23 protein-coding genes are annotated in these 23,464 nt (G+C 36.3%); 21 read left to right on the top strand and 2 right to left on the bottom strand.

Annotation, left to right across the window (positions count from 1 at the left end; translation table 11 throughout):
* Positions 1-32 precede the first annotated feature (32 nt).
* Complete coding sequence (locus tag J2Z26_RS07075; RefSeq protein ID WP_227413722.1) at positions 33-830, top strand: patatin-like phospholipase family protein; 798 nt, start codon at positions 33-35, stop codon at positions 828-830.
* The gene (locus J2Z26_RS07070; protein WP_193536866.1) at positions 817-1,848 is read left to right on the top strand and encodes a SepM family pheromone-processing serine protease; all 1,032 of its coding nucleotides are present in this window, start codon (positions 817-819) and stop codon (positions 1,846-1,848) included. Before J2Z26_RS07075 ends, J2Z26_RS07070 begins: the two co-directional genes overlap by 14 nt.
* A 45-nt stretch (positions 1,849-1,893) precedes the next feature.
* Here the strand turns inward: J2Z26_RS07070 and J2Z26_RS07065 are convergent, their stop codons facing one another.
* Positions 1,894-3,129: a nucleotidyltransferase gene (locus J2Z26_RS07065; RefSeq protein WP_193536864.1), complete on the bottom strand. Its 1,236-nt coding sequence runs from the start codon at positions 3,127-3,129 to the stop codon at positions 1,894-1,896.
* A gap of 172 nt (positions 3,130-3,301) precedes the next feature.
* On the opposite strand from J2Z26_RS07065, the gene J2Z26_RS07060 reads away from it, so the two are divergent.
* The 4 genes from J2Z26_RS07060 (at position 3,302) to J2Z26_RS07045 (ending at position 5,690) form a co-directional block, all read left to right on the top strand.
* Positions 3,302-3,820 (top strand): YceD family protein, encoded by a 519-nt coding sequence (locus J2Z26_RS07060; protein ID WP_193536862.1) that lies wholly within the window; start codon positions 3,302-3,304, stop codon positions 3,818-3,820.
* Between the two features lie 68 nt (positions 3,821-3,888).
* Entirely contained in the window at positions 3,889-4,065 is a 177-nt protein-coding gene (gene rpmF / locus J2Z26_RS07055; protein ID WP_193472666.1) for a 50S ribosomal protein L32, read from the top strand.
* Positions 4,066-4,189: 124 nt separating this feature from the next.
* Positions 4,190-4,951 carry an enoyl-CoA hydratase/isomerase family protein gene (locus J2Z26_RS07050; protein WP_193536861.1) on the top strand — a complete coding sequence of 254 codons (762 nt, stop codon included), beginning with the start codon at positions 4,190-4,192 and terminating at the stop codon, positions 4,949-4,951.
* Positions 4,952-5,057: 106 nt separating this feature from the next.
* A complete protein-coding gene (locus tag J2Z26_RS07045; protein ID WP_193536859.1) occupies positions 5,058-5,690 on the top strand; it encodes an RsfA family transcriptional regulator in 633 nt (210 codons plus the stop codon).
* Positions 5,691-5,757: 67 nt separating this feature from the next.
* On the opposite strand, the gene J2Z26_RS07040 is transcribed toward J2Z26_RS07045, so the two are convergent.
* Entirely contained in the window at positions 5,758-6,231 is a 474-nt protein-coding gene (locus J2Z26_RS07040; protein ID WP_193536858.1) for an N-acetyltransferase, read from the bottom strand.
* Between the two features lie 175 nt (positions 6,232-6,406).
* On the opposite strand from J2Z26_RS07040, the gene J2Z26_RS07035 reads away from it, so the two are divergent.
* The 15 genes from J2Z26_RS07035 to murD all read left to right on the top strand — a co-directional run bounded on the left by J2Z26_RS07035 (position 6,407) and on the right by murD (position 23,370).
* A complete protein-coding gene (locus tag J2Z26_RS07035; protein WP_193536856.1) occupies positions 6,407-7,747 on the top strand; it encodes an acetyl-CoA carboxylase biotin carboxylase subunit in 1,341 nt (446 codons plus the stop codon).
* Positions 7,748-7,775: 28 nt separating this feature from the next.
* On the top strand, positions 7,776-7,988 hold the full coding sequence (locus J2Z26_RS07030; protein WP_193536854.1) for an acetyl-CoA carboxylase biotin carboxyl carrier protein subunit: 213 nt from the start codon (positions 7,776-7,778) through the stop codon (positions 7,986-7,988).
* Positions 7,989-8,009: 21 nt separating this feature from the next.
* Positions 8,010-9,551 (top strand): acyl-CoA carboxylase subunit beta, encoded by a 1,542-nt coding sequence (locus J2Z26_RS07025; RefSeq protein WP_193536852.1) that lies wholly within the window; start codon positions 8,010-8,012, stop codon positions 9,549-9,551.
* A gap of 125 nt (positions 9,552-9,676) precedes the next feature.
* On the top strand, positions 9,677-10,570 hold the full coding sequence (locus J2Z26_RS07020) for a 2-dehydropantoate 2-reductase (RefSeq protein WP_193536850.1): 894 nt from the start codon (positions 9,677-9,679) through the stop codon (positions 10,568-10,570).
* Position 10,571: 1 nt separating this feature from the next.
* Positions 10,572-10,964, top strand: coding sequence for a DUF3397 domain-containing protein (locus J2Z26_RS07015; RefSeq protein WP_193536848.1), 393 nt, complete (start codon positions 10,572-10,574; stop codon positions 10,962-10,964).
* Between the two features lie 85 nt (positions 10,965-11,049).
* Entirely contained in the window at positions 11,050-12,681 is a 1,632-nt protein-coding gene (gene bshC / locus J2Z26_RS07010) for a bacillithiol biosynthesis cysteine-adding enzyme BshC (protein WP_193536846.1), read from the top strand.
* 115 nt (positions 12,682-12,796) lie between these two features.
* Positions 12,797-13,228 carry a division/cell wall cluster transcriptional repressor MraZ gene (gene mraZ, locus J2Z26_RS07005; RefSeq protein WP_193537361.1) on the top strand — a complete coding sequence of 144 codons (432 nt, stop codon included), beginning with the start codon at positions 12,797-12,799 and terminating at the stop codon, positions 13,226-13,228.
* Between the two features lie 52 nt (positions 13,229-13,280).
* On the top strand, positions 13,281-14,213 hold the full coding sequence (gene rsmH, locus J2Z26_RS07000) for a 16S rRNA (cytosine(1402)-N(4))-methyltransferase RsmH (protein ID WP_193536844.1): 933 nt from the start codon (positions 13,281-13,283) through the stop codon (positions 14,211-14,213).
* 41 nt (positions 14,214-14,254) lie between these two features.
* Positions 14,255-14,620: a cell division protein FtsL gene (ftsL, locus tag J2Z26_RS06995; protein ID WP_193536842.1), complete on the top strand. Its 366-nt coding sequence runs from the start codon at positions 14,255-14,257 to the stop codon at positions 14,618-14,620.
* Positions 14,621-14,624: 4 nt separating this feature from the next.
* Positions 14,625-16,841, top strand: a complete 2,217-nt coding sequence (locus J2Z26_RS06990; RefSeq protein ID WP_193536840.1) for a penicillin-binding protein — start codon at positions 14,625-14,627, stop codon at positions 16,839-16,841.
* Between the two features lie 104 nt (positions 16,842-16,945).
* Positions 16,946-18,871: a stage V sporulation protein D gene (locus J2Z26_RS06985; RefSeq protein WP_193536838.1), complete on the top strand. Its 1,926-nt coding sequence runs from the start codon at positions 16,946-16,948 to the stop codon at positions 18,869-18,871.
* Between the two features lie 239 nt (positions 18,872-19,110).
* Positions 19,111-20,577 carry a UDP-N-acetylmuramoyl-L-alanyl-D-glutamate--2,6-diaminopimelate ligase gene (locus tag J2Z26_RS06980; RefSeq protein ID WP_193536836.1) on the top strand — a complete coding sequence of 489 codons (1,467 nt, stop codon included), beginning with the start codon at positions 19,111-19,113 and terminating at the stop codon, positions 20,575-20,577.
* Entirely contained in the window at positions 20,577-21,050 is a 474-nt protein-coding gene (locus J2Z26_RS06975; RefSeq protein WP_193536834.1) for a hypothetical protein, read from the top strand. The genes J2Z26_RS06980 and J2Z26_RS06975 overlap by 1 nt, the downstream gene beginning before the upstream one ends.
* Positions 21,043-22,017: a phospho-N-acetylmuramoyl-pentapeptide-transferase gene (gene mraY, locus J2Z26_RS06970; RefSeq protein WP_193536832.1), complete on the top strand. Its 975-nt coding sequence runs from the start codon at positions 21,043-21,045 to the stop codon at positions 22,015-22,017. Before J2Z26_RS06975 ends, mraY begins: the two co-directional genes overlap by 8 nt.
* Positions 22,018-23,370, top strand: a complete 1,353-nt coding sequence (gene murD, locus J2Z26_RS06965; protein ID WP_193536830.1) for a UDP-N-acetylmuramoyl-L-alanine--D-glutamate ligase — start codon at positions 22,018-22,020, stop codon at positions 23,368-23,370.
* Positions 23,371-23,464: the final 94 nt, after the last annotated feature.

Raw genomic sequence — 23,464 nt, 5'->3', positions numbered from 1 at the left:
AGGCACGAAAGTATTAGTGTGGGGTGATATGCTTGTCTCAACCGAAGATTGGTCTGGCTTTAGGTTCTGGGGGAGCACGCGGGTTTGCACATTTAGGTGTAATAAAGGTGCTTAAAGAAGAAAATATACCAATTGACATGATTGCAGGTAGTAGTATGGGAGCTTTAGTGGCCTCGTTTTATGGTGCTGGGTTAGATATTGAGCGTTTATATAAATTTGCAGTTGCTTTTAAAAGAAAATATTACTTGGATTTTACAGTTCCTAAAATGGGTTTTATATCAGGGAAGCGTGTGAAAGAACTTATTCGTTTATTTACTCATAATAAAACAATTGAGCAGCTAGACATCCCAATCGGAATTGTTGCGACTGATTTAATCAAGGGAGAGAAGGTCGTCTTTCGAAGTGGTTCAATAGCAGATGCTGTTAGGGCAAGTATTGCAATCCCGGGAATCTTTGTACCAGAAAGGGTAGAAGGTCGTTTACTTGTAGATGGTGGGGTAATAGATCGTGTACCTGTTTCAGTTGTAAGGGAGATGGGAGCAGATATTATTATTGCTGTGGATGTCTCTCATGTAAAGAGGAATGAAGACATAACATCTATTTTTGATGTTATCCTACAAAGTATAGATATTATGCAAGATGAGCTTGTACGGCATAGGGAAATCGGCTCAGATATCATGATCCGACCTAGAGTTGAACAATTTAGTTCAAGGGCTTTCACTAATATTGAAGAAATTATCCGTATTGGAGAAGAAGAAACGAAACAACACATTCCAAAAATAAAACAATTAATTGAGGAGTGGAAGGAGAAACAGAATGAAGCGAAATAGTACATACATAAAAATATTGGTGATTAGCTCTATCATAGCAATCGCTTTAACGTTCGTTCAATTGCCTTATTATGTCACAAAACCGGGGATGGCTACAGAGCTACAACCACTTGTCAACATTGAAGGTGGTTTTGATGAAGAAAAAGGAAGTTTTATGTTAACTACCGTTAGAATGGGAAGAGCGAATGTTTTCACTTACGGTTGGGCCCATGTAAATAAATATCATTTTATCTATCCAATAGAACAAATCCGTTATGAGGGGGAAAGTGACGAAGAGTATTCAAATCGTCAACTTCATCTTATGGAGGGTTCAAAAGAGTCTGCGATTGCCGTTGCCTATCGTCATGCAAATAAGCCTGTTACTTTTGAGTATCATGGAGTATATGTCATGTCCGTGCTTGAAGGAATGCCAGCATATCAAATGTTAAAAGCAGGAGACCGGATTTATCAGGTTGATGGTCAAGCTTTTCAAACGTCAGATGAGTTTATTGAAATTGTTAGTAAGAAGCAAGAAGGTGATCAAGTCGAGTTGGATTATGAAAGAAATGGGCAGCAAGAGACGATTACCATCCCAATAGCAAAATTTCCTGACGATCCAGCAAAATTTGGGATCGGGATATCTTTGGTTACTGACCGTGAAATAAGTGTAGAACCAGATATTACGATTAACTCCGAACAGATTGGTGGACCTTCAGCAGGATTAATGTTTTCCTTAGAAATTTTAAATCAATTAACGGAAGATGATCTAACAAAGGGTTATGAAATAGCGGGTACAGGTACCATTAATGAAAAAGGTGAAGTAGGAAGAATAGGTGGGATTTCACAAAAGATAGTTGCGGCACATAACTCCGGAGTGGAAGTGTTCTTTGCTCCAAACGAGAAAAACTCTCCTAAATCGAACTACAATGAAGCATTAGAGGCAGCCAAGGACATTGAAACGGAAATGAAGATTGTCCCGGTTGATACTTTTCAGGATGCTTTAGACTATTTAAATAGCTTACCAAAAAAGAATGACTAAATAAGTAAAGCTTTCCGGCGTAAAGTTCGGAAAGCTTTTTTATTATTAATTCACGTTTTCTTCATTATATCGAATGGGTGGTGTTGAGTACTCAAGCTTCAAGACTTTTGATCGAATTGGTTCTGGAAAAATCATTGAGTATGTATTTGCAGCTTTTTTATCAAGTTCTAATAATGGATCATTATATGATGATAAATTCGCAACTAAAGGTAGAGAAAGATCTTTTTTTACAGTTTTTAAATACCTTTGTCCTGTTACTGTCATTCCTAGTAGCCGTAAGTAGGTGGCTTTGGGATTATCTTTAACGGTCGACATCTGCTGTTTCGTTGTATGTGTTAGAATGTGACAACACGCCCTTTGAAGTCGGGTCCAAGTATATCGCTTAGTCTTTATTTTTTTCATAAATTCCTCAAAGGTATGTGAGTTTGAAATATGGGAAATAAGTCTATTTTCAAGACCTTCTTCCATTTCATATAAATTTTCAAGGTCTTTAGCGGTTAAAGTCATTAATTTATATTTTAACAATGAAAAATAATCTTCCCAGCTGTGTAATAGCTGAAATTCAGAAAGGTATTTTTTTAATTCATTTGAAGTTGTAACTGGAACAAACTGTTTAATTGTTTCCAGACTAACTTCTTCCTCCAGTAGAGCTTTACGAATGCTTGTGGCACTTGCTATATTCTCGGGTGGGAGCTCGACATCGTGGTAGCCTGCCCCTGTTCGTTGTATTGTAGTAGGTTTCATTGAAGATTGTTGATCCTTAATGGCTTTTACATAATGATAGCCTAAAATATTGTTTGGTCTTGATAAATCTAAGAATGATTCTTGTCCTTCTAGTTCATAATAAGCAAGTGAAGCAGCTTTAGGATAACTATAACCTTGTTTAACAGTATTTTTAATTTTAATATTAAAGGTTTCTTCATTTTCTATCATATATGATACCGTCTTGTTGAAATCTATAATTGTTCCGTGTTCACTCCCGAAGCACATTTCACTACAGCCGATGGCATCTAGAATAGAAATAGAGCCATTCGCAAAAATTTCTGCCTTTTGAGTGGCAAAAGCATAAGGTAATTCAATAACAATATCAGCTCCACCTTGAAGGGCCATTTTTGTTCTGTACCATTTTGAAAGAAGTGCAGGCTCTCCTCTTTGTAAGAAGTTACCGCTCATTACAGCTACAATGCAATCTGCATTTGTGTGTTTTCTAGTTTGTTCAATGTGATATAAATGTCCATTATGGAAGGGATTATACTCGACTACAACACCAACTGACTTCACGATCGTACGCTCCTATAAACATAATTTTAAAAAATTTATTATTTTTTTTGATTTTCGCAACAAACGTGTTAAAGTATAATTAGATTGTCTATATTATAGTGTAAAGAAAAAATATTGACAAATCAAATCTACAAAGCTATAATTACCTTTGTTGCCTTGAGGTGATTTCATTATGAAATGGTCAATTACTCAACTACATCAGTTGAAAAATAAAGGATTATCATTCAATGAATCGGTAGATGCTAGTGAACTTATAGGAGTCAACTCAATAAGAGGTATTGATCCTGTTATTGTTAGTGGAACAGCTGACCTTAGTTCAAAAAAAGTTACCTTTCATCTATCAATTTCAGGTAAAATGATTCTACCTTGTTCTCGAACGTTAGTAGACGTAAACTACCCGTTCGAAGTTAAGTCAACTGAGACATTTTTACTAAGTCAAACATCAGATTTCGAAGCTGATGAAGATGCTCATGTTGTGCATGGAGAAATGATTGACTTATATCCAATTATAAGAGAATTGATTCTTCTTGAAATTCCTTTGCAGGTTTTTAGTGAAGACGAAAACCCTGCTGGTGGCGCACCACAAACAGGTCGCGACTGGGAAGTTATTTCTGAGGAAGACAAGAGCAATCAAATTGATCCACGTTTGGCTGGGTTATCAAAATTTTTTGAAAACGACAAAAAAGACTAAGATTAGAAGAACCGGCATTATCCGGCCTTCATATCCATCTTAATTCTTGTTTTAAGGAGGTGGGAATAATGGCTGTACCTTTTAGACGAACATCTAAAACTGCAAAAAGAAAACGCCGTACACATTTCAAGCTTCAAGTACCAGGTATGGTAGAATGCCCAAACTGTGGTGACATGAAACTAGCTCATCGCGTATGCAAAGCATGCGGAACATACAAAGGAAAAGAAGTAGTAAACAACGGTTAATCTGTTGCTGAAAAAACAAAGTAGTCATCATGACTGCTTTGTTTTTTTATTGTCTAAAATTATCCCATTTATCTACACTTTTAATCTATAATGAATATAAAATTGGTTAGTTGGGAGTGCTTTGATGGAAAAGTATGCTGTTAGAATGGATGCGTCTGGTATTGTCTGGTTTACAATCAATCGTCCAGATAAACGGAATGCAATTGATTATGATGTCATGGATGGACTTGAAAAAACCATCGAGGAAGTTTCTATTAATAACAATGCTAAGGCTCTCGTTATAACTGGAAGTGGCGATCAAGCCTTTTGTGCTGGCGGTGACTTGGGAGTGTTTCATGATTTAAGGTCGAAGTTCCAAGCTTATGATATGCTCTCCAGAATGGGAGCTATTCTGTATTCACTTCTTTGCTTACCCAAGCCAACAATAGCTTTAATAAATGGAACATGTATTGGTGGAGGGGCAGAGTTAGCAACAGCTTGTGATTTTCGAATTTCAAGTTCTACCAGTAAAATAGGATTTGTCCAAGGTAAGTTAGGCATCACTACTGGATGGGGTGGTGCAACCATGCTCCTTGAAAAAATGAAATATGACCATGCTATGGAGATGTTAATGACCGCAACTATTTTGACTCCAGAAAAGGCAAAACAAATAGGGTATGTACATAAAGTAGTTGAACCTGAAAAGTTGTTTGAAGAATGCAATTCTTATTTAGTGCCGTATCTTTCATTAAGTACTCAAGTTCTTTCAGCCTACAAAATGGTTGCCGTAAGAAAATGGGATGTAACATTTAAAGAAAGAATGTTTTCTGAAATTGAGAGATGTTCATATCTTTGGGAATTAGATGAGCATCATCATGCAGTCGATGCATTTTTGCAGGGTAAATAAATAGAACTTTTTTCCTTATATTCTTTTATTGATAGAATTCTCAGTAGTCTATCTTTTCTAGTAGGTGCATATGTATAGAAAAAAGCATTCACTAGGAGGGAGTATTATGACAACAACACGCCAGGATGCCTGGACACAAGATGAAGATCTTTTATTAGCTGAGGTTGTACTTCGTCATATTCGTGATGGCGGAACACAGTTAGCTGCTTTTGAGGAAGTTGGTAAAAAATTATCAAGAACTTCTGCAGCGTGTGGGTTCAGATGGAATTCTTATGTGAGGAAGCAATATAAATCGGGGATCGAGCTCGCAAAAAAGCAAAGGAAAGAGGCTAAAAAAGACTCTACTGTGCTTGAAGCCCCTATAGCTTCTAGGGATAATAGTGACGATCAAGAAGAGGCTAATGTTCAGCTACCGAAAACAATAGAAGTCTCAACTATCCGAAAGATAATTACTCTTCTAGAGGAGTATGAGCAGTCTCAACAAAATCATGAGTTGCTTAAGCAAGAAAACACTGAATTGAGAGAAGTGATTCTTTCTCTTGAAGAAAAAAATCGAAATTTATTAGAGGAAAACGGTACGCTAGCAAACAATTTAGAAGTGATAGAAGAGGATTATAATGCTCTTATAGAAATTATGGAAAGAGCAAGAAAAATGGTTGTCCTGCAAGAGGACGAAAGAAGTCGGAAGGTGAAATTCCAGATGGACCGAAACGGCAATCTTGAAAGAATTGAGAAATGATTATTTGCTAGCTATTAAAATGAAAAACAGCTGAGCCTTGAAAGGTTCAGCTGTTTACTTTTGTACATTATTTCTGTTCTTGAACGCCTTCAGGAAACCAAACGAGTGGATTTTCTCCTAAGTCTCTCTCCATATCATACGTTACTGGTTTAAAGCCCATTTTGTTCCAAAAGTCTTCTGATTTTACTCTTGGATTCGTCTTAATTGGTAAGTTAAAACTTTTAGCGTAATTAACTAACGCTTCTCCAAATCCCTTACGTTGATAATCTGAGAGAACCTCAAGCTTCCAAAGCTCCAAATAATCTTGAGGTGGATCGAAATATTTATCTAACTTTTTGTCAAAGCGATATAAGCTCATTCTGGCAACTAGTTTATCACCATAATAAATTCCGTAAAAGGGTGAATCGCTATCATTTTCAACAATATTCGCTTGAAGATCTTCCAACATAGAAAGTTCCTGTAAACCATATTCTTTAAATTTTTTAAATTCCTCTAACGTTTTATAATTTATTAATAAACGTTCAACCTTCGTAAGTACCAATTTAGTTTTCCTCCTACTCAAAAATTTACTGTGATATACTCATTATATACTAAAGTTACATAAAATTCTGTATTAAATATAGAAAGCGGTTACAGAAAAAGAAGGAATTTTAAAAAATTTGTAGAATAACATTATTAAGGCGTAGCCTGAGTATAAAAAGAAAGGGGTTTATAGTTTGCGAAAAATATTGATAGCAAATCGTGGAGAAATCGCTTCAAGAATAATTAAAACGTGTAACGAACTTGGAATAGAGACAATCGCAATCTATTCAGACGCTGATAAAGATTTACCGTTTGTTAAACAAGCAACAAAAGCGTATAGAATTGGTGAACCACCGGTTGTTAAATCTTATTTACAAATCCAAAAAATTATCGAAATTGCTGAAATGGAGCAGGTCGATGCCATCCATCCTGGTTATGGTTTTTTATCTGAGAATAGTGATTTCGCAAAAACAATAATAGAAAAAGGCATTGTATTTATTGGACCGAGCCCTGACATTATTTCACTGATGGGTGATAAAGTCATAGCTCGTAGAACAATGATTGATGCTGGAGTTCCGGTCGTTCCGGGTAGTGAAACAGGTATTACTTCATTGGAAGAAGCTTGCGAATATGCAAATGAAATAGGCTATCCAGTTATGCTTAAAGCTAGTGGGGGTGGCGGTGGAATTGGTATGATTCGCTGCGATAATGAGGCCGCTTTACAGAAAGCTTTTGATTCTACAAAAGCAAGAGCGAAAGCATATTTTGGAAATGATGAAGTATTTATAGAGAAATTTATCGCTGAAGCAAGGCATATCGAAGTTCAAATATTTGGAGACAATCATGGAAATGTTGTTCATTTATTTGAGCGAGATTGTTCAATCCAAAGAAGGAACCAAAAAGTAATCGAAGAAACCCCATCACCTTTTATAACTGATGATACAAGGGCTAAGATTTATGAAGCAGCAATCATGGCTGCTAAGCATGTTGGTTATGCTAATGCAGGGACCATTGAGTTTATTGTAGATGAAAATGAATCGTTCTATTTCTTAGAAATGAACACTCGACTTCAAGTTGAACACCCAATCACAGAGATGGTTACAAATCTAGACTTAGTAAAATGGCAAATACTTGTTGCTGGAGGAGAACCTTTACCACTAACGCAAGATGAAATTCAGTCAAGAGGACATGCAATCGAATTTAGGTTGTACGCTGAGGATCCGGTAAAGTTTTTACCATCTCCAGGTTTGATTAATCTATTTACATATCCTACCAATTTAAGTGTGCGTGTTGATAGTGGTTATGAATCTAACTCAACTGTAAGTCCTTTTTATGATCCGATGATTGCTAAAATCATTGTAAGTGGTGAAACTCGTAACCATGCGTTGGAACAGGCTTATCAATTTTTATCTGAACTTAGAGTTGAGGGGATCAAGACAAATATTCCTTTGTTTCTAGCGGTTTTAAAAGAGGAATCCTTTAAAGATGGTAACTACACAACAAACTATTTAACTAAAACAGCATTGACTGTTTAAAAACTAATTATCCTAGGAGGAAACAATCATGAAAGAAATTACAGCATCTATGGCAGGAACGGTATTGAATGTATTAGTAAATGTGGGAGACGAGGTTAATTCTGGTCAAGAGGTATTAATGTTAGAGTCAATGAAAATGGAAATTCCAGTAGAGAGCCTAGAGTCTGGAAAAGTTGCTGATGTTAAAGTGGCGATTGGTGATTTTGTAAATGAGGGCGATGTACTGTTAGTTCTTGAATAATATTTTTTTAGGGGGAGCAACATGATTCAAACAAATGATTTAGAGCAAAGACTTAATGAGAAGGTAAAAGAAATAGAAGCGGGTGGTCATGAAAAATACCATCAGAAGCTGAAAGAACAAAATAAATTATTTGTTCGTGACCGCTTACAATTGTTATTTGATAATGGGGAATACACTGAAGATGGTAAATTTGCAAACAATCAGGCAGGAGACTTGCCTGCTGATGGTGTGGTTACTGCCATTGGAAAAGTGAATGGTCAAACAGTTTGTGTGATGGCAAATGATTCAACCATAAAGGCTGGGTCATGGGGTGCCAGAACAGTTGAAAAAATTATTCGTATCCAAGAAACAGCTGAAAAGTTACGTGTACCTCTACTTTATTTAGTAGATTCAGCAGGGGCTAGAATAACCGATCAGCTCGATATGTTCCCAAACCGACGTGGAGCTGGCCGGATTTTTCATAATCAGGTTAAGTTTTCTGGAATGATTCCTCAGGTTTGTATCTTATTTGGACCGTCTGCTGCAGGTGGAGCATACATACCAGCATTTTGTGACATTGTAATCATGGTTGATAAAAATGCTTCAATGTATTTAGGATCTCCTAGAATGGCTGAGAAGGTAATTGGGGAGAAGGTTACGCTTGAAGAAATGGGCGGTGCTAGAATGCACTGTACAGTTAGCGGTTGTGGCGATGTACTAGCGAGTAATGAAGAAGAAGCCATTAACATTGCTAGAGGGTATCTCAGTTACTTCCCTGAAAACTTCGAAAAGCGACCGACAATTACTGAAAGTGTTTCTCCAAAACAAGGTCGTAATCTAGTTGATATTATACCAGAAAACCAGAACGCCCCTTTTGATATGTATGAGTGTATTGATGCTTTAATTGACGAAGGAAGCTTCTTTGAAATTAAGAAACTATTTGCTGCAGAAATTATTACTGGTTTAGCTAGAATAGATGGCCGACCAGTTGGTATTATTGCTAACCAGCCGAAAGTAAAGGGTGGAGTATTGTTTGTGGATTCTGCTGATAAGGCAGCGAAGTTTATCACTTTGTGTGATGCATTTAATATTCCGTTATTATTCTTAGCTGATGTGCCAGGGTTTATGATTGGTACGAAGGTTGAAAGAGCTGGAATTATTCGCCATGGAGCTAAACTAATTGCTGCGATGAGTTCTGCAACAGTTCCAAAAATTTCTGTTGTTGTGCGTAAAGCATATGGAGCAGGTCTTTATGCAATGGCTGGCCCGGCTTTTGAGCCAGATTGCTGTATCGCTTTACCAACAGCACAAATTGCAGTTATGGGACCTGAGGCAGCGGTTAACGCTGTATATTCAAACAAAATCAATGAAATCGAAGATCCTAAGGAAAAGATTGCATTCGTCCAGCAAAAGCACCAGGAATATAAAGAGACAATAGATATATACAAATTAGCTTCAGAGATGATTATCGACGATATCGTTGCTGCTTCTGATTTACGCGACGTACTCTGTGACAGATTTGCCTATTATGACACGAAAGTACTAGCATCTGGTTTTAAAAAGCACCCTGTATATCCAGTTTAATAGAAAAATAGCGAGACTTCTCTCGCTATTTTTTTATGTGCGAAAAACTTATTATTTATTTGTTCTTAACGAACAGATAATCATTTGGTAAAATATGAGTAATCATGTGGTTAGTGGGTGTTGGTATGAAAGTAGGAATTATTGGTGCGGGAGCTATAGGCTTATTGTTTGCCTCTTACATTGCTCCAACAAATAACGTAACCATTTATACAAGGAAATTGGACCAAAGGGAACGGTTAAATAATGAAGGTCTCTTATTAATACGAAATGGACATAAGTTCAACATTAAAGTCAGTGCCGAAATTTTACAAAATCAAAGTATAGAACAATTGGATCTACTAATAATAGCTGTTAAACAATATCATCTACCTGACTTAATCGTTCAATTTCCATCTATTAATCAAGCAAAATCTATATTATTCATACAAAATGGAATGGGTCACATCCATTACCTGGACAAGCTCGATAACGACTCTATTCACGTTGGGGTAGTTGAGCATGGATCAATGCTTTTATCAAGTCATGCTGTTGAACATACAGGAATAGGAAGAACGAAAATAAGCCCTTTTAAAGGTTGCTCATCAATTGTTTCCGATATTATTACAACAGTAGAGTCTGAAAACTTTCCTTTTATTTTTGAAGAAGACTGGTCCCAAATGTTAACAGAAAAGTTGGTTATAAATAGTGTGATAAATCCACTTACCTCTGTTTATAGAGTAACGAATGGAGAACTTCTGAGAAATAATTTTTTCTTTGAGACAATGAAGGTGCTTTTCAATGAAGTAATTTCTGTGCTTCCGTGTAAAAATAGGGAGTTATGGGATCGGGTAGTAGAGGTTTGTGATAAAACCTCAATTAATAGGTCATCGATGCTAAAGGATCTTGAAGAAGGGCGTCTAACAGAAATAGATGCTATTTTAGGTTACGTTCTTGAGATTGGTAAACGGAAAGAGATTGATTTGCCAATAACAAATTTTCTATATCATTCTATAAAAGGATTGGAAAAAAGGAGGGGTTAAATTGGAGGGTTTGGTAAGTGGGATAATAGCTACAATTATAACATTGCCATTTTTAGGTTTATTTCTTATTTTTATAGCGTGTAGAAGCTTTGTATCTAATAAAAGAAAATCTGTGCTCTTAACGATTGATCTCTCGACAATTCTTTTTATTATAGCAGTTCACTTTCTAGTATTAGTAATTGTCGGTAAGTCGTACCTGTGGTTAATCATACTTATCTTGATTTCGATATGTATGATGTTTGTACTAATGCACTGGAAGATGAAACAAGAAATTGATACAGCTAAAGTTTTTAAAGGTTTTTGGCGATTTACTTTCCTCCTATTCACCGTAAGTTATTGTCTTTTAATAGTTGTGGGGTTAATACAGAGTATTTTTCATTCAACGAGTTACTAAGCAAGATTTTTTTCTTTCGAAGTAGAAAGTGCTATAATTTTTGAATAAGTCAACGAATCCTTACTTTAGAAAGGAAGTTCTAATTATGGAGATTCAAAGTGTCTCTAACCCTCCAACTAGTCATTTTGTTAAGAGTTATCTTACAAATAATATAGATATTGATAAATATTTTGACTACAATATTCATGATTCTACCGTTTTTCAAAAACGCCAAGTTGATTTACTTGTCAGGAGTTTTCCAAGAGAAGCTCTTGCAGAACACTTGTTATCATTTAACCAACGTTTTCAATGTCATGAGAACACAATAGAAAATATTAATAGGTTAAAAGACCCAAAGAGTGTTGTTGTTATTGGGGGCCAGCAGGCAGGGATTTTAACAGGACCACTTTATACTATACATAAACTTATTTCGATCATTAAGCTAGCCCAGCAGCAAGAAAAGGTGCTGCAAACTCCTGTTATACCAGTATTCTGGATTGCGGGTGAAGACCATGATTTTGCTGAGATTAATCATTTATTTACTTCTGAAAAGTATCAAATTAAAAAGAAGTCCTTACCACAGAGGGAAGTCTTTAAAAGGTCAGTCTCCGATATAGAAATTGATAAAAAAGTATGCGTTAAATGGATTGAAGATGTGTTTGAAACTTTTAACGAAACAAATTATACGAATGATATCCTTTTAAATTTAAAAAAGAAGATAGATAATCCAGCTATCAATACATATGTAGACTTCTTTGCGGCGATTATTATGGAGCTATTTAAAGAATATGGAATTGTGCTAGTGGACTCTGGGTCCAAAGAGCTTCGAAAAATTGAGTCTGAATATTTATGTAAGCTAGTAAGAGAGAGTAAAAATATCCGAGATGCTCTATTGTTCCAACACCATACTCTTCAAGACGACGGATTTCAGAAAGTAATTGATACAGCTGAGTATTCGGCAAACTTATTTTTCCACTTTGATAATGAAAGAGTCTTATTAGAGTATCATCCTGAAGAAAATAAATTTAAAGGCAAGGGTAATGAATGTGAATTTACAATGGAAGAGTTAACTGAAGTTGCTCTAACTACTCCGGAGAAGTTAAGTAATAATGTAGTAACTCGTCCATTGATGCAAGAATTCTTGTTTCCAACCTTAGCATTCATTTCTGGTCCGGGAGAAATTGCTTATTGGGCTGAACTAAAAAGGGTTTTTGGGCTTTTTGAATTAAAAATGCCACCAGTTGTGCCAAGGTTAAATATAACAGTGTTAGAGCGCGATATTGAAGCTGACATGCGAGAATTAGATGTTTCGTTAATAGAAGCGCTTAAAGGGACAGCTCAATTAAGAGAGAATTGGTTACGTACAAAGACGGAAAATCGGTTTGAAGAAGCTGTGGTAAAAACTCAAAGTGAAGTTGAGGTATTACATAGTCAGTTGAGAATGATGGCTCTAGATGTTGACCATAGTCTAGAACCATTGCTACACAAGAATGCTAAGTTAATTCAATCGCAGTTTGAGTTTTTAAAAGCTACGATAAATAAAAGAGTTGAAACTCAACATCAGACTGAGTTAAATAAGTTTTTAAGGATAGAGCTATCTCTCTATCCGAACAATTCTCCTCAAGAAAGGATCTGGAATCTGTTTTATTATATAAATAAATATGGATTTAGTTTTGTAAATGATCTGATGGAATTGCCTTTTGAGTTTAATCATGATCATAAAATAATTAAAGTCTAACGAAAAACTCTGCTTTTTGCAGGGTTTTTTTTAATTTTCTAGAAATTTACTAAAGTATTGGTGGTGGAAAGTGGGGGAATGTGGTAAAATTGTGTTAGAAAGTGGGGCAGAGAGTATGTTCATGGGAGAATACCATCATAACATTGATAGCAAAGGCCGTATGATTATCCCTGCTAAGTTTAGGGACAACCTTGGTGAAACCTTTGTTTTAACAAGAGGACTTGATCAATGTTTGTTTGGATATCCACTAAGTGAATGGAAACTGCTTGAAGATAAATTAAAAACACTCCCACTTACCAAGAAGGATGCCCGAGCATTTACACGATTTTTCTTTTCTGGGGCGACGGAATGTGAAATTGATAAACAAGGTAGGGTGAATATCGCTACTCCATTGTTGTCATACGCTAAGTTAGAGAAAGAATGTGTTGTTATTGGGGTTTCTAACCGAATAGAAATTTGGGAAAAAAGCAAATGGGAAGAGTATTTTGCGAATTCTGAGGAATCTTTCGCAGAAATTGCGGAAAATATGATTGATTTTGATATATAATTATGACTTGTAGTGAAAACTATTAGAAAACAATTTGTTAGGGTGTGCTATCATGTTTCAACATACAACAGTCCTTCTAAATGAAGCAGTTGATGGTTTAGCTATTAAAAAAGACGGAATTTATGTAGATTGTACACTTGGTGGAGCAGGCCATAGTTCGTATATAGCTTCTCAGCTAACCGGATCAGGTAGATTATATGCCTTTGACCAAGATCAAGTAGCAATTGAGAATGCAAAGGAAAAGCTTGCGGAATATGGAGATAAAGTCGTATTAATAAGAAGTAATTTTTTACATATTGCAGAAGAGCTTGAAAAAAGAGGTATTACAGAAGTAGATGGGATATTGTATGATTTAGGTGTTTCATCCCCACAATTAGACACTCCTGAAAGAGGCTTTAGTTATCATCATGATGCACCACTTGATATGAGAATGGATAGAGATGCTACTCTCTCTGCTTATGATGTGATAAATACTTGGCCATACGAACAACTAGTTAGGATTTTCTTTCAATATGGAGAAGAAAAATTCTCAAAACAGATTGCCAGGAAGATTGAAGCTGCAAGAGAAAAAAAACCAATTAATACAACTGGTGAGCTTGTTGAATTAATTAAAGAAGGAATTCCTGCACCTGCTAGGAGAACCGGTGGTCATCCAGCTAAACGAGTATTTCAGGCTATTCGTATTGCTGTTAATGATGAATTGAAAGTATTTGAGGAAGCTGTAATTGACTCCATTGGCATTCTGAGCAAAGGTGGACGAATTAGCGTTATTACTTTCCACTCCTTGGAAGATAGAATTTGTAAAGTTGCCTTCAAGAAAATGAGTGAAGGTCCACAACTTCCGCCGGGATTGCCAATTATTCCAGATGAATATAAACCAAAACTGAAATTAATTACTAGAAAGCCGATATTACCATCAGAACAAGAACTTGAAGAAAACAAAAGAGCAAGATCTGCTAAGCTAAGAATTGCCGAAAAGTTATAGAAGTTCACAATAGATTACAAAAGGGAGAAGGAGGATTCCAGGTGGGGAATTTAGCTTATAAAATAAATCAAACACATAAATATCAAGAGGAAATCAATCACTCACCAAAGAAAAAGGTAGTTACAACAAGAAAAGCACGTTTTACTCTTGGTGAAAAATGCTTAGGTTTATTATTTGCTGCAGCAGTTATGTTTGGTGCAACGGAAATTATCTCAAACCAAATTGCAATTTATACTACAAATATTGAAATCCAAAAAGTTGAGACAGCTATTGATGGTCAAATAAAGCAAAATAACGATTTATATGTTCAAGTAAAAGAGTTAAGTACATATGAGAGAATTTGGGGGAAAGCTCAGGAACTTGGACTATTCCTAAACGAAGATAACGTTAAGGTTGTAGTGGATTAAGGCTATGAAGTGGCAGAAAAGTAAAAATATAAACAGAGGAGCTGCAATTATTTCAATATTTTTTGCAATGCTCTTTTTTCTGTTAATAGGGAGATTTACTCACATTCAAACTACAGGTGTTGTTGATGGCCAAGTTTTAGCAGCATTAGCAGAGAAAAAATACACAAAACAAAGGACGATTGAAGCTCAACGGGGAACGATTTACGACAGAACTGGACAAGCTATTGCGCAAGATACTCCAGCTTACACTGTAGTTGCTATTCTAGACGAAACTTTACCCTCGCATGTACTTGACCCTTTTGATACCGCTCGAAAACTAGCTCCACTTCTAAATATGAGTGAAGAAGAAGTTATAAAAATCCTTACAAAGGATAAGAAACAAGTAGAGTTTGGGTCAAAAGGTCGTGATATAAGTCATAGCCTAAAGCTTGAAATTGAAGCACTAGAAATACCTGGTATTGCTTTCATTCGAGATTCAAAAAGGTACTATCCGAATGGTACTTTTGCCTCCCATACGATAGGTTATGCTCAAAAGGTTGAAGATGAGGATAAAAGCGAAAGTGTAACAGTTGGTATGTTAGGATTAGAAAAAAGCTTGAATGATTACTTAGTGGAAACCGATGGTTACCTAAAGTTTCAATCAGATAATCGAGGCTTTAGACTTCCTGAGACTGAAGAACAAATTGTTCCACCTCAAAATGGAAATGACATTTATTTAACCATTGATCAAAAAATACAAACTTTCCTAGAGGACTCTATGAATAAGGTGGTTCAGCAGTATGAACCAAAAAAAATCATCGGGATAGTGGCTCATGCAAAGACTGGGGAAATATTAGCAATGAGTACTAGACCGAGTTTTGACCCAAATGTGAGGAATATTAGCAATTATTTAAACGATGCAATTTCTTATCGTTTTGAACCTGGTTCAACTATGAAAATCTTTACGTTAGCAGCAGCTGTTGAAGAGGGTGTATATAATGGTGAAGAAGCATTTCAATCAGGGGAATACCATGTAGGTAGGTTTAGAATTAGAGACCATAATAAACGTGGATGGGGAAAGATTTCTTATGATGAAGGAGTTCAACGCTCATCAAATGTTGCTTTTGCGAAACTAGCTGCTGAAAAACTTGGAACCGACACCTTGTTGCAATACCTAAATCGATTTGGATTTCACCAACCGACAGGAATCAATATTGATGGAGAAGTTAATAGTATTATCAATTTCACATATGAGCTTGAAAAAATAACTACTGCTTTTGGGCAAGGCTCTGCCATAACACCTATTCAGCAAGTTCAGGCGGCGACAGCAATTACGAATAACGGAGTCATGATGAAGCCGTATGTAGTTGATAGAATTGTAGATTCAAGCACGAATAAAGTAATCAATGATTATAAACCGGTTGAGGTTGGTAAACCTATTTCGGAAGGAACATCTAAAAAGGTTCTTGATATCCTTGAGACAGTTGTTACTTCTGAAAATGGAACGGGACAGGTGTATGCAGTTGACGGATATAATGTGGCTGGTAAGACGGGTACGGCCCAAATCCCTAACCCGACAGGAGAAACACCTTATCTATCTGGTCATGGTAATAATATATTCTCCTTTATTGGGATGGCACCAAAAGAGGATCCTAAATTAATCGTTTATATTGCCGTTGAGCAACCCAAATTAAAAGAGTATGAAAAGGGTTCTGAGCCTGTATCAATGATTTTTAACCCAGTTATGAAAAATAGCTTACAGTACTTAAATATTGAGCCTGTAAAAAAGAAAGAATCTCCTGGTCCAACAAGAGGTAAGCTAGGTATTGAAATTGAGTCATACGTGGGGACAGAGGTAGAGCAGGTTATGACAGATTTGACAGCTAAGGGTTTGAACGTTATTAGTTTAGGTTCCGGGAAGGTTGTTAAAGCTCAAATTCCAACAAATGGTGAAAATGTCATTCTGGGAGAACGTGTGGTCTTATTAACTGAAGGAAATGTTGTCATGCCTGATGTAACTGGTTGGTCACTTAGAGATGTAATGAAAGTTGCTAATCTGGTAAAATTAAAGCCGAACGTTGTCGGCAAGGGTTATGTATTTCAGCAAAATCTTGCACCAGGGACAAAATTAAAGGAGGATGACTATCTTATTGTTCATCTTAAACCTCCTTATAGTCCAGAGGAAAGTTCAGAGTTAGAGGATGGGGAAGAGGGACTGGAAGAGTCTCCACCTATCGATTAGAGTAACTAGGGAATGGGTTAATCAACCCATTCCTTTTTTTATGTTCTAGCCTAAAAAGTACAAGCATATATTTGAACGAGCCTAGTTAAAGGAGGTTCTAATCTATGCGGGTCTCAAATGTTACAGTACGTAAAAGATTAGCGGTTGTATTATTAGTTGGATTTCTTATTTTTTTAATTATTGATGTAAGGTTAGGTTATGTTCAGTTTATCTTAGGAAACAAACTAACAGGGCTTGCTGACGATTCTTGGAGTAGGGATATTCCTTTTGAGCCTGAAAGAGGGGAAATACTCGACCGAAATGGAGTACCACTCGCTACAAATATGAGTGCCCCGTCTGTTATGGTCGTGCCTAGGCAGGTTGAAGATCCTGTTGAAACTGCTGAAAAGCTAGCAGCAGCCCTCAATATGTCAAAGGAAAAGGCATATAAGCATGTAACAAAAAATGAAAGAATTGAACGAATTCATCCAGAAGGTAGAAAAATTTCGCATGAGAAAGCTAAAGAAATTAGAGCATTGGGTTTGAAGGGAGTCTATATTGCCGAAGATTCCAAACGTCATTATCCTTTTGGAAGCTATCTGTCCCATGTTTTAGGATTTGCGGGTATTGATAACCAAGGATTAACTGGTTTAGAGTTATATTATGATGAACAATTAAGTGGCACTGCAGGAAGTGTTAAGTATTACTCAGATGCTAAGGGTAAACGTATGCCAGACATTGCAGATGATTATACGGCACCAATTGATGGATTAAATTTAAAATTGACTATTGATTCTCGTGTTCAAACAATTGTTGAAAGAGAATTAGATAATACCGAGGCTACTTATAATCCGGATGGGATTATCGCAATTGCGATGAACCCAAATAATGGTGAAATCCTTGCAATGTCTAGTAGACCAGATTTTGATCCGGCAAATTTCAGGAACGTTCCTTCAGAGATTTTTAATCGGAACTTACCAGTTTGGAGTACGTATGAGCCTGGATCTACGTTTAAAATTATTACACTTGCAGCAGCATTAGAAGAGAAGAAGGTAGACCTAGAAAAGGATAACTTTCACGATCCAGGATTTGTTAAAGTAGCGAATGCGAGATTGCGTTGCTGGAAAAAAGGTGGTCACGGTAGTCAGACGTTTTTGGAGGTTGTGCAAAATTCATGCAACCCTGGGTTTGTTGAATTAGGGGATCGTCTAGGGAAAGAGAAATTGTTTGGATACATTCATGATTTTGGATTTGGGCAAAAAACAGGTATTGATCTTCAAGGTGAAGGTAAAGGGATTTTGTTTAATTTGGACCGTGTAGGCCCAGTAGAACAAGCAACAACTGCCTTTGGTCAAGGTGTTTCCGTTACACCAATCCAACAAGTTGCAGCGGTTGCTGCTGCGGTTAATGGTGGTACACTTTATACGCCTTATATAGCAAAGGAATGGGTTGATCCGATAAGTGGAGATGTTGTAAGTCGAAATACACCGAAAGCAAAAAGAAGAGTTATCTCTGAAGAAACTTCTAAGATAGTCCGACATGCTTTAGAAAGCGTTGTTGCACAGGGAACAGGGAAAGGTGCTTTTGTTGAGGGTTACCGAGTTGGCGGAAAGACTGGTACAGCACAGAAATCGAAGCCGGGTGGGGGTTATCTACAAAATAATCACATCGTTTCATTTATTGGTTTTGCCCCTGCCGATGATCCACAAATCGTAGTCTATTTAGCGGTAGATAATCCAAAAAATACACTTCAATTTGGGGGAGTAGTAGCTGCACCGATTGTTGGGAATATCATGGAAGATAGTCTAAGAGCTTTAAATGTAGAACCTCGTAAAAATCAAATTGAAAAAGAATATACAAATTGGCTTGATCCAAAGCCTGTTGTAGTACCTAATGTGGTTGGGTTAACGAAAAAAGAAATCCAACAGCAATTGTTAAATCTTAAGCTTGATATAAGTGGAGAAGGAGACGTAATTGTTGAACAGGCTCCTGAACCTGGTGTAAAGGTGAAAGAAGGAACTACAATAAGAGTTTATTTAGGGAATAAATGACAAAAATAATAGCCTAGAGGATTCTTCCTTAAGGCTTCTTTTTCTATCACGAAAAAATCATAAAAGTACTGATAAATAGTAAAGTTAATTTACAATGCTAGTGCACATCATTTAAAATAACTAGGGGGTAAGAAACTTAAAGTAGTCATTTTACCCCTAGACAAAGCTTTTATAAATATCGTACTATGAAAACTTAAGTCTGAAGAACTTCGTGATAAAAATGAGAGGAAATGGTTTTAATGGATTTAAATACGTTAATTTCACATTTACATACACATACAATTGATGGGATAAACAATAACCCTTCTATTACCTCAATAGAAATGGATTCCCGCCAAGTTACCACCGGTTCCTTGTTTATATGTATAAAAGGAGATCATTTTGACGGGCATGAATTTGCGGAACAGGCAGTTGAAAAGGGCGCTGTCGCGATCTTATCACAAGTGGAACTTAATATCCCCGTACCAGTAGTTATAGTTAGTGATACGAGAAGAGCTATGGCTATATTAGCTGATGCGTTTTATAATCAACCAACTCAAAAACTTCATTTAATAGGTGTTACTGGAACAAATGGTAAAACGTCAACTACCCATATTATTGAAAAGGTTATGAGAGACCATGGGCTTCGTACAGGCATGATTGGTACGATGTACATGAAAATTGGGGAAAAAGTATATGAGACTAAAAATACAACTCCTGAATCATTAACATTGCAGAAAACGTTCGCAACTATGGTTAGCGAAAAGGTAGATACAGCTGTTATGGAGGTGTCCTCACACGCTCTAGATATTGGACGAGTTCATGGGTGTGAATTTAATATTGCTGTGTTTACAAACTTAACACAGGACCACTTAGATTTTCATAAATCAATGGATGACTATAGAAGAGCAAAGGGTTTATTGTTTTCCGGATTAGGAAATTCGTTTAACCATCGTAAACCCAAGTTTGCTATATTAAATAGTGACGACATATCTTCACGGGAGTACCAAAAAAGCACTGCTGCAACTGTTATTACATATGGCATTGACAACAATAGTGACATTATGGCAAAGGATATTTCAATGACTTCGTCAGGTACTGCCTTTACATTGGTTACACCATTTGGGCTAAAGACAGTGAAAACGAAACTAGTAGGTAAATTTAGTGTTTATAATATTTTAGCTTCGGTTGCGACATGTTTATACTCTGGTGTTCCGTTAGAAACGATTATTAAATCAGTTGAAGATTTAGAGGGAATACCTGGGCGCTTTGAATTGGTCCACGAAGGCCAAGGATATACAGTCATTGTTGACTATGCACATACACCAGATAGCCTTGAAAATGTCCTAACAACTGTAAAACAGTTTGCAAACGGAAAAGTAACAGTAGTGGTAGGTTGTGGAGGAGACCGTGATAAAACAAAACGCCCCTTAATGGCTTCCATTGCCACGAAGTATGCAGATTGTTCTATTTTTACATCAGATAACCCTAGGTCTGAAGATCCACAACAAATCCTGCTTGAAATGGAAGCTGGTGCAGAAGGCAATTTTAAAACGATTGTAGATCGAGAAGAAGCAATCAAATTTGCTGTAAATGATGCTCGGAATGAAGATGTAATTGTAATCGCTGGAAAAGGTCATGAAACCTATCAAATTATTGGAGATAACACACTAGATTTTGATGATCGACTTGTTGCTTCAAAGGCTATAAAGGAGCGTAGAAATTAATGTTACTTTACAAACATGTAAAAGAGTTATTTCCCTCAACCAAGGGAATACAGGAGGATGCGCTTCCCTTTCTTACAGTGTATATAAGTTCTGAAGAGTTTGTTTCAAAAGGGCTTTACTTCCCAATAATTGATTCAACGGACAAAGAATATAGCGATTACTTATTAGAAGCTATAAATGGTGGTGCGATAGCGGCTATCTGGCCAAACGACCAACCAATACCCACGTTTGTACCGAATCATTTTCCAACATTTATGGTAGATGATACATTTGAAGCTCTTGAAAAACTAGTAGATTTTTACGAAGAAAATATACCTACGTTACAAACAGAATTTAGACTATCTAAAACAGATAATCATAATGAAGGAAATTTCACATATGATAGTCCTGTAACACATAGATTGAAAAAATTATCCAATAGAATTGAAAGTTTAAAGTTCAAAACTCAGGAAGGAGGGAGTAATCATGCTTGAACAAGTGATCTTGTTTACAATTATAATGGGGTTTCTAATTTGTGTCCTACTATCCCCTCTCTTTATTCCCTTCTTACGTAGATTAAAATTTGGACAAAGCATAAGAGAGGAAGGGCCTAAGTCACATCAAAAGAAATCAGGGACACCGACAATGGGTGGCATCGTCATATTATTATCCATTGTTGTTACAACACTTGTTATGACAGGTAAATTTTCCGAACCTACAGTAACGACTTTCTTATTGCTATTTGTAACACTTGGCTATGGTCTTCTTGGGTTTCTTGATGATTTTATAAAAGTTGTGATGAAACGAAATTTAGGACTTACTTCAAAACAAAAGCTTGCTGGTCAAATAATCATTGCTATTATTTTTTATTTTATAGCTAATAAGAATGGTTTTTCTACGGTGGTTGAAATACCGGGTTTAAATTTTGGTTTTGACTTAGGCTGGACTTATGTATTTTTTATTATTTTTTGGCTTGTTGGCTTTTCGAATGCAGTTAATTTAACAGATGGCTTGGATGGATTGGTATCAGGTACTGCTGCCATTGCCTTTGGTGCTTTTGCTGTGCTAGCTTGGAATCAATCAGAGTTTGAAATTGCTATATTTTCAGTAGCTATAGTAGGAGCGGTGCTTGGGTTCTTAGTATTTAATGCACACCCCGCAAAGGTATTTATGGGAGATACAGGCTCTCTTGCGTTAGGTGGAGCGATTGCAACAATTGCTATTCTAACTAAATTGGAGATATTATTAATTATTGTAGGTGGAGTATTTGTTTTAGAAACTCTCTCCGTTATCCTTCAGGTTATTTCCTTTAAAACAACAGGAAAGAGAATCTTTAAAATGAGTCCTTTACACCATCATTATGAGCTCGTAGGATGGTCTGAGTGGCGTGTAGTAGTCACGTTTTGGACAGTTGGTTTATTATTTGCAATGCTAGCAATCTATATAGAGGTGTGGATTTAATTGAAAAATACAGAAAAATATCTTCAGAAGAATGTACTAGTTCTTGGGTTGGCTAAAAGTGGTTCCGCAGCTGCAAACTTACTACATGAGTTGGGTGCAAATGTTACAGTTAATGACCAAAAGCCAATCGAAGAGAACGAAGCTGCAAAAGCATTGCAACAAATTGGTATAAAAGTCGTTTGTGGAGGTCATCCAATTGAAATTTTGGATGATCATTTTGACGTTATTGTTAAAAATCCCGGAATTCCCTATACGAACCCACTTTTGGTTAGAGCAATTGAGCGAGATATTCCAATCATTACTGAAATTGAGCTTGCTTTTCAAATCAGTGAGGCAGACTTTATAGGTATAACAGGTTCGAATGGTAAAACGACTACCACAACCCTACTCTATGAATTCTTGGAAAAAGGCAATCGTAACCCTCTTATAGCTGGTAACATAGGAACGGTGGCTTGTGAGGTTGCAAAAGAGGCAACAAAAAATAATATCATTGTTACCGAATTGTCTTCCTTTCAATTAATGGGAATCGAGAAATTCAGACCGAAAATAGGGATTGTGTTAAACATTTTTGATGCTCATCTTGATTATCATGGAACGAAAGAAAATTATGTTAATGCAAAAGGTCAACTACTTGTTAATCAAGAAGAGACTGACTATAGCGTCATTAATGCTGATGATTTAGAAGTGATGAATTTAGGAAATAAAAGTAAGGCTAAAAGGGTTCTGTTTTCAACTAAACGTATTCTTGAAGAAGGAGTGTACGTGAAAGACAACTTTATTTACTACAATCAAGAACCTGTAATTCTGATTGATGATATTGCATTACCTGGAAAGCATAACCTTGAAAATATAATGGCGGCCATATCAGCTGCTAAATTAATCGGAGTATCAAACAATGCCATAAGGCAGGTCTTAACGATTTTCACAGGTGTGAAACACCGCTTACAATTCGTTGATACAATCAATGGCCGCAAATTTTATAATGACTCAAAGGCCACAAATATTTTAGCTACACAAAAAGCAATAACTGCTTTTAATCAATCTATCATTTTATTAGCTGGCGGCCTAGATCGTGGGAATGAATTCGATGATTTAATACCAGAGTTAAAGTCTGTTAAATCATTAATTATTTTTGGTCAAACTGCTCCTAAACTTGAAAGAGCAGGAAGGTTAGCTGGAATAGATTCAATAAAATATGTCGATAATGTGGAACATGCGGTAAAAGTGGCATATGATCATTCAAGCGAAGGAGATGTTATTTTACTATCTCCAGCGTGTGCAAGTTGGGATCAATATAAAACTTTTGAAGAAAGAGGAGACATTTTTATTCATGCCGTGCATAAGCTTAAATGAGGGCTCGTCTAAGAGTAAAAATGCAGTGGTCTAAATAGATATTTTCTATTTTTTCACCGTAATGCAAGCCCTTAATCTAAGATCTTGGGGTGTT

This window comes from Cytobacillus luteolus (assembly GCF_017873715.1).
GTDB lineage: Bacteria > Bacillota > Bacilli > Bacillales > Bacillaceae_L > Bacillus_BV > Bacillus_BV luteola.
The sequence above is the reverse complement of the archived record's forward strand: the minus strand, read 5'-3'. Positions and strand labels throughout refer to the sequence as shown.

Bases quoted from the DNA above. Each gene is read 5' to 3' on its own strand.
- J2Z26_RS07070 (WP_193536866.1), top strand. From the start codon at position 817: ATGAAGCGAAATAGTACATACATAAAAATATTGGTGATTAGCTCTATC.
- J2Z26_RS07060 (WP_193536862.1), top strand. From the start codon at position 3,302: ATGAAATGGTCAATTACTCAACTACATCAGTTGAAAAATAAAGGATTA.
- rpmF (WP_193472666.1), top strand. From the start codon at position 3,889: ATGGCTGTACCTTTTAGACGAACATCTAAAACTGCAAAAAGAAAACGC.
- J2Z26_RS07050 (WP_193536861.1), top strand. From the start codon at position 4,190: ATGGAAAAGTATGCTGTTAGAATGGATGCGTCTGGTATTGTCTGGTTT.
- J2Z26_RS07045 (WP_193536859.1), top strand. From the start codon at position 5,058: ATGACAACAACACGCCAGGATGCCTGGACACAAGATGAAGATCTTTTA.
- J2Z26_RS07030 (WP_193536854.1), top strand. From the start codon at position 7,776: ATGAAAGAAATTACAGCATCTATGGCAGGAACGGTATTGAATGTATTA.
- J2Z26_RS07025 (WP_193536852.1), top strand. From the start codon at position 8,010: ATGATTCAAACAAATGATTTAGAGCAAAGACTTAATGAGAAGGTAAAA.
- J2Z26_RS07020 (WP_193536850.1), top strand. From the start codon at position 9,677: ATGAAAGTAGGAATTATTGGTGCGGGAGCTATAGGCTTATTGTTTGCC.
- bshC (WP_193536846.1), top strand. From the start codon at position 11,050: ATGGAGATTCAAAGTGTCTCTAACCCTCCAACTAGTCATTTTGTTAAG.
- mraZ (WP_193537361.1), top strand. From the start codon at position 12,797: ATGTTCATGGGAGAATACCATCATAACATTGATAGCAAAGGCCGTATG.
- rsmH (WP_193536844.1), top strand. From the start codon at position 13,281: ATGTTTCAACATACAACAGTCCTTCTAAATGAAGCAGTTGATGGTTTA.
- J2Z26_RS06990 (WP_193536840.1), top strand. From the start codon at position 14,625: ATGAAGTGGCAGAAAAGTAAAAATATAAACAGAGGAGCTGCAATTATT.
- J2Z26_RS06985 (WP_193536838.1), top strand. From the start codon at position 16,946: ATGCGGGTCTCAAATGTTACAGTACGTAAAAGATTAGCGGTTGTATTA.
- J2Z26_RS06980 (WP_193536836.1), top strand. From the start codon at position 19,111: ATGGATTTAAATACGTTAATTTCACATTTACATACACATACAATTGAT.
- J2Z26_RS06975 (WP_193536834.1), top strand. From the start codon at position 20,577: ATGTTACTTTACAAACATGTAAAAGAGTTATTTCCCTCAACCAAGGGA.
- mraY (WP_193536832.1), top strand. From the start codon at position 21,043: ATGCTTGAACAAGTGATCTTGTTTACAATTATAATGGGGTTTCTAATT.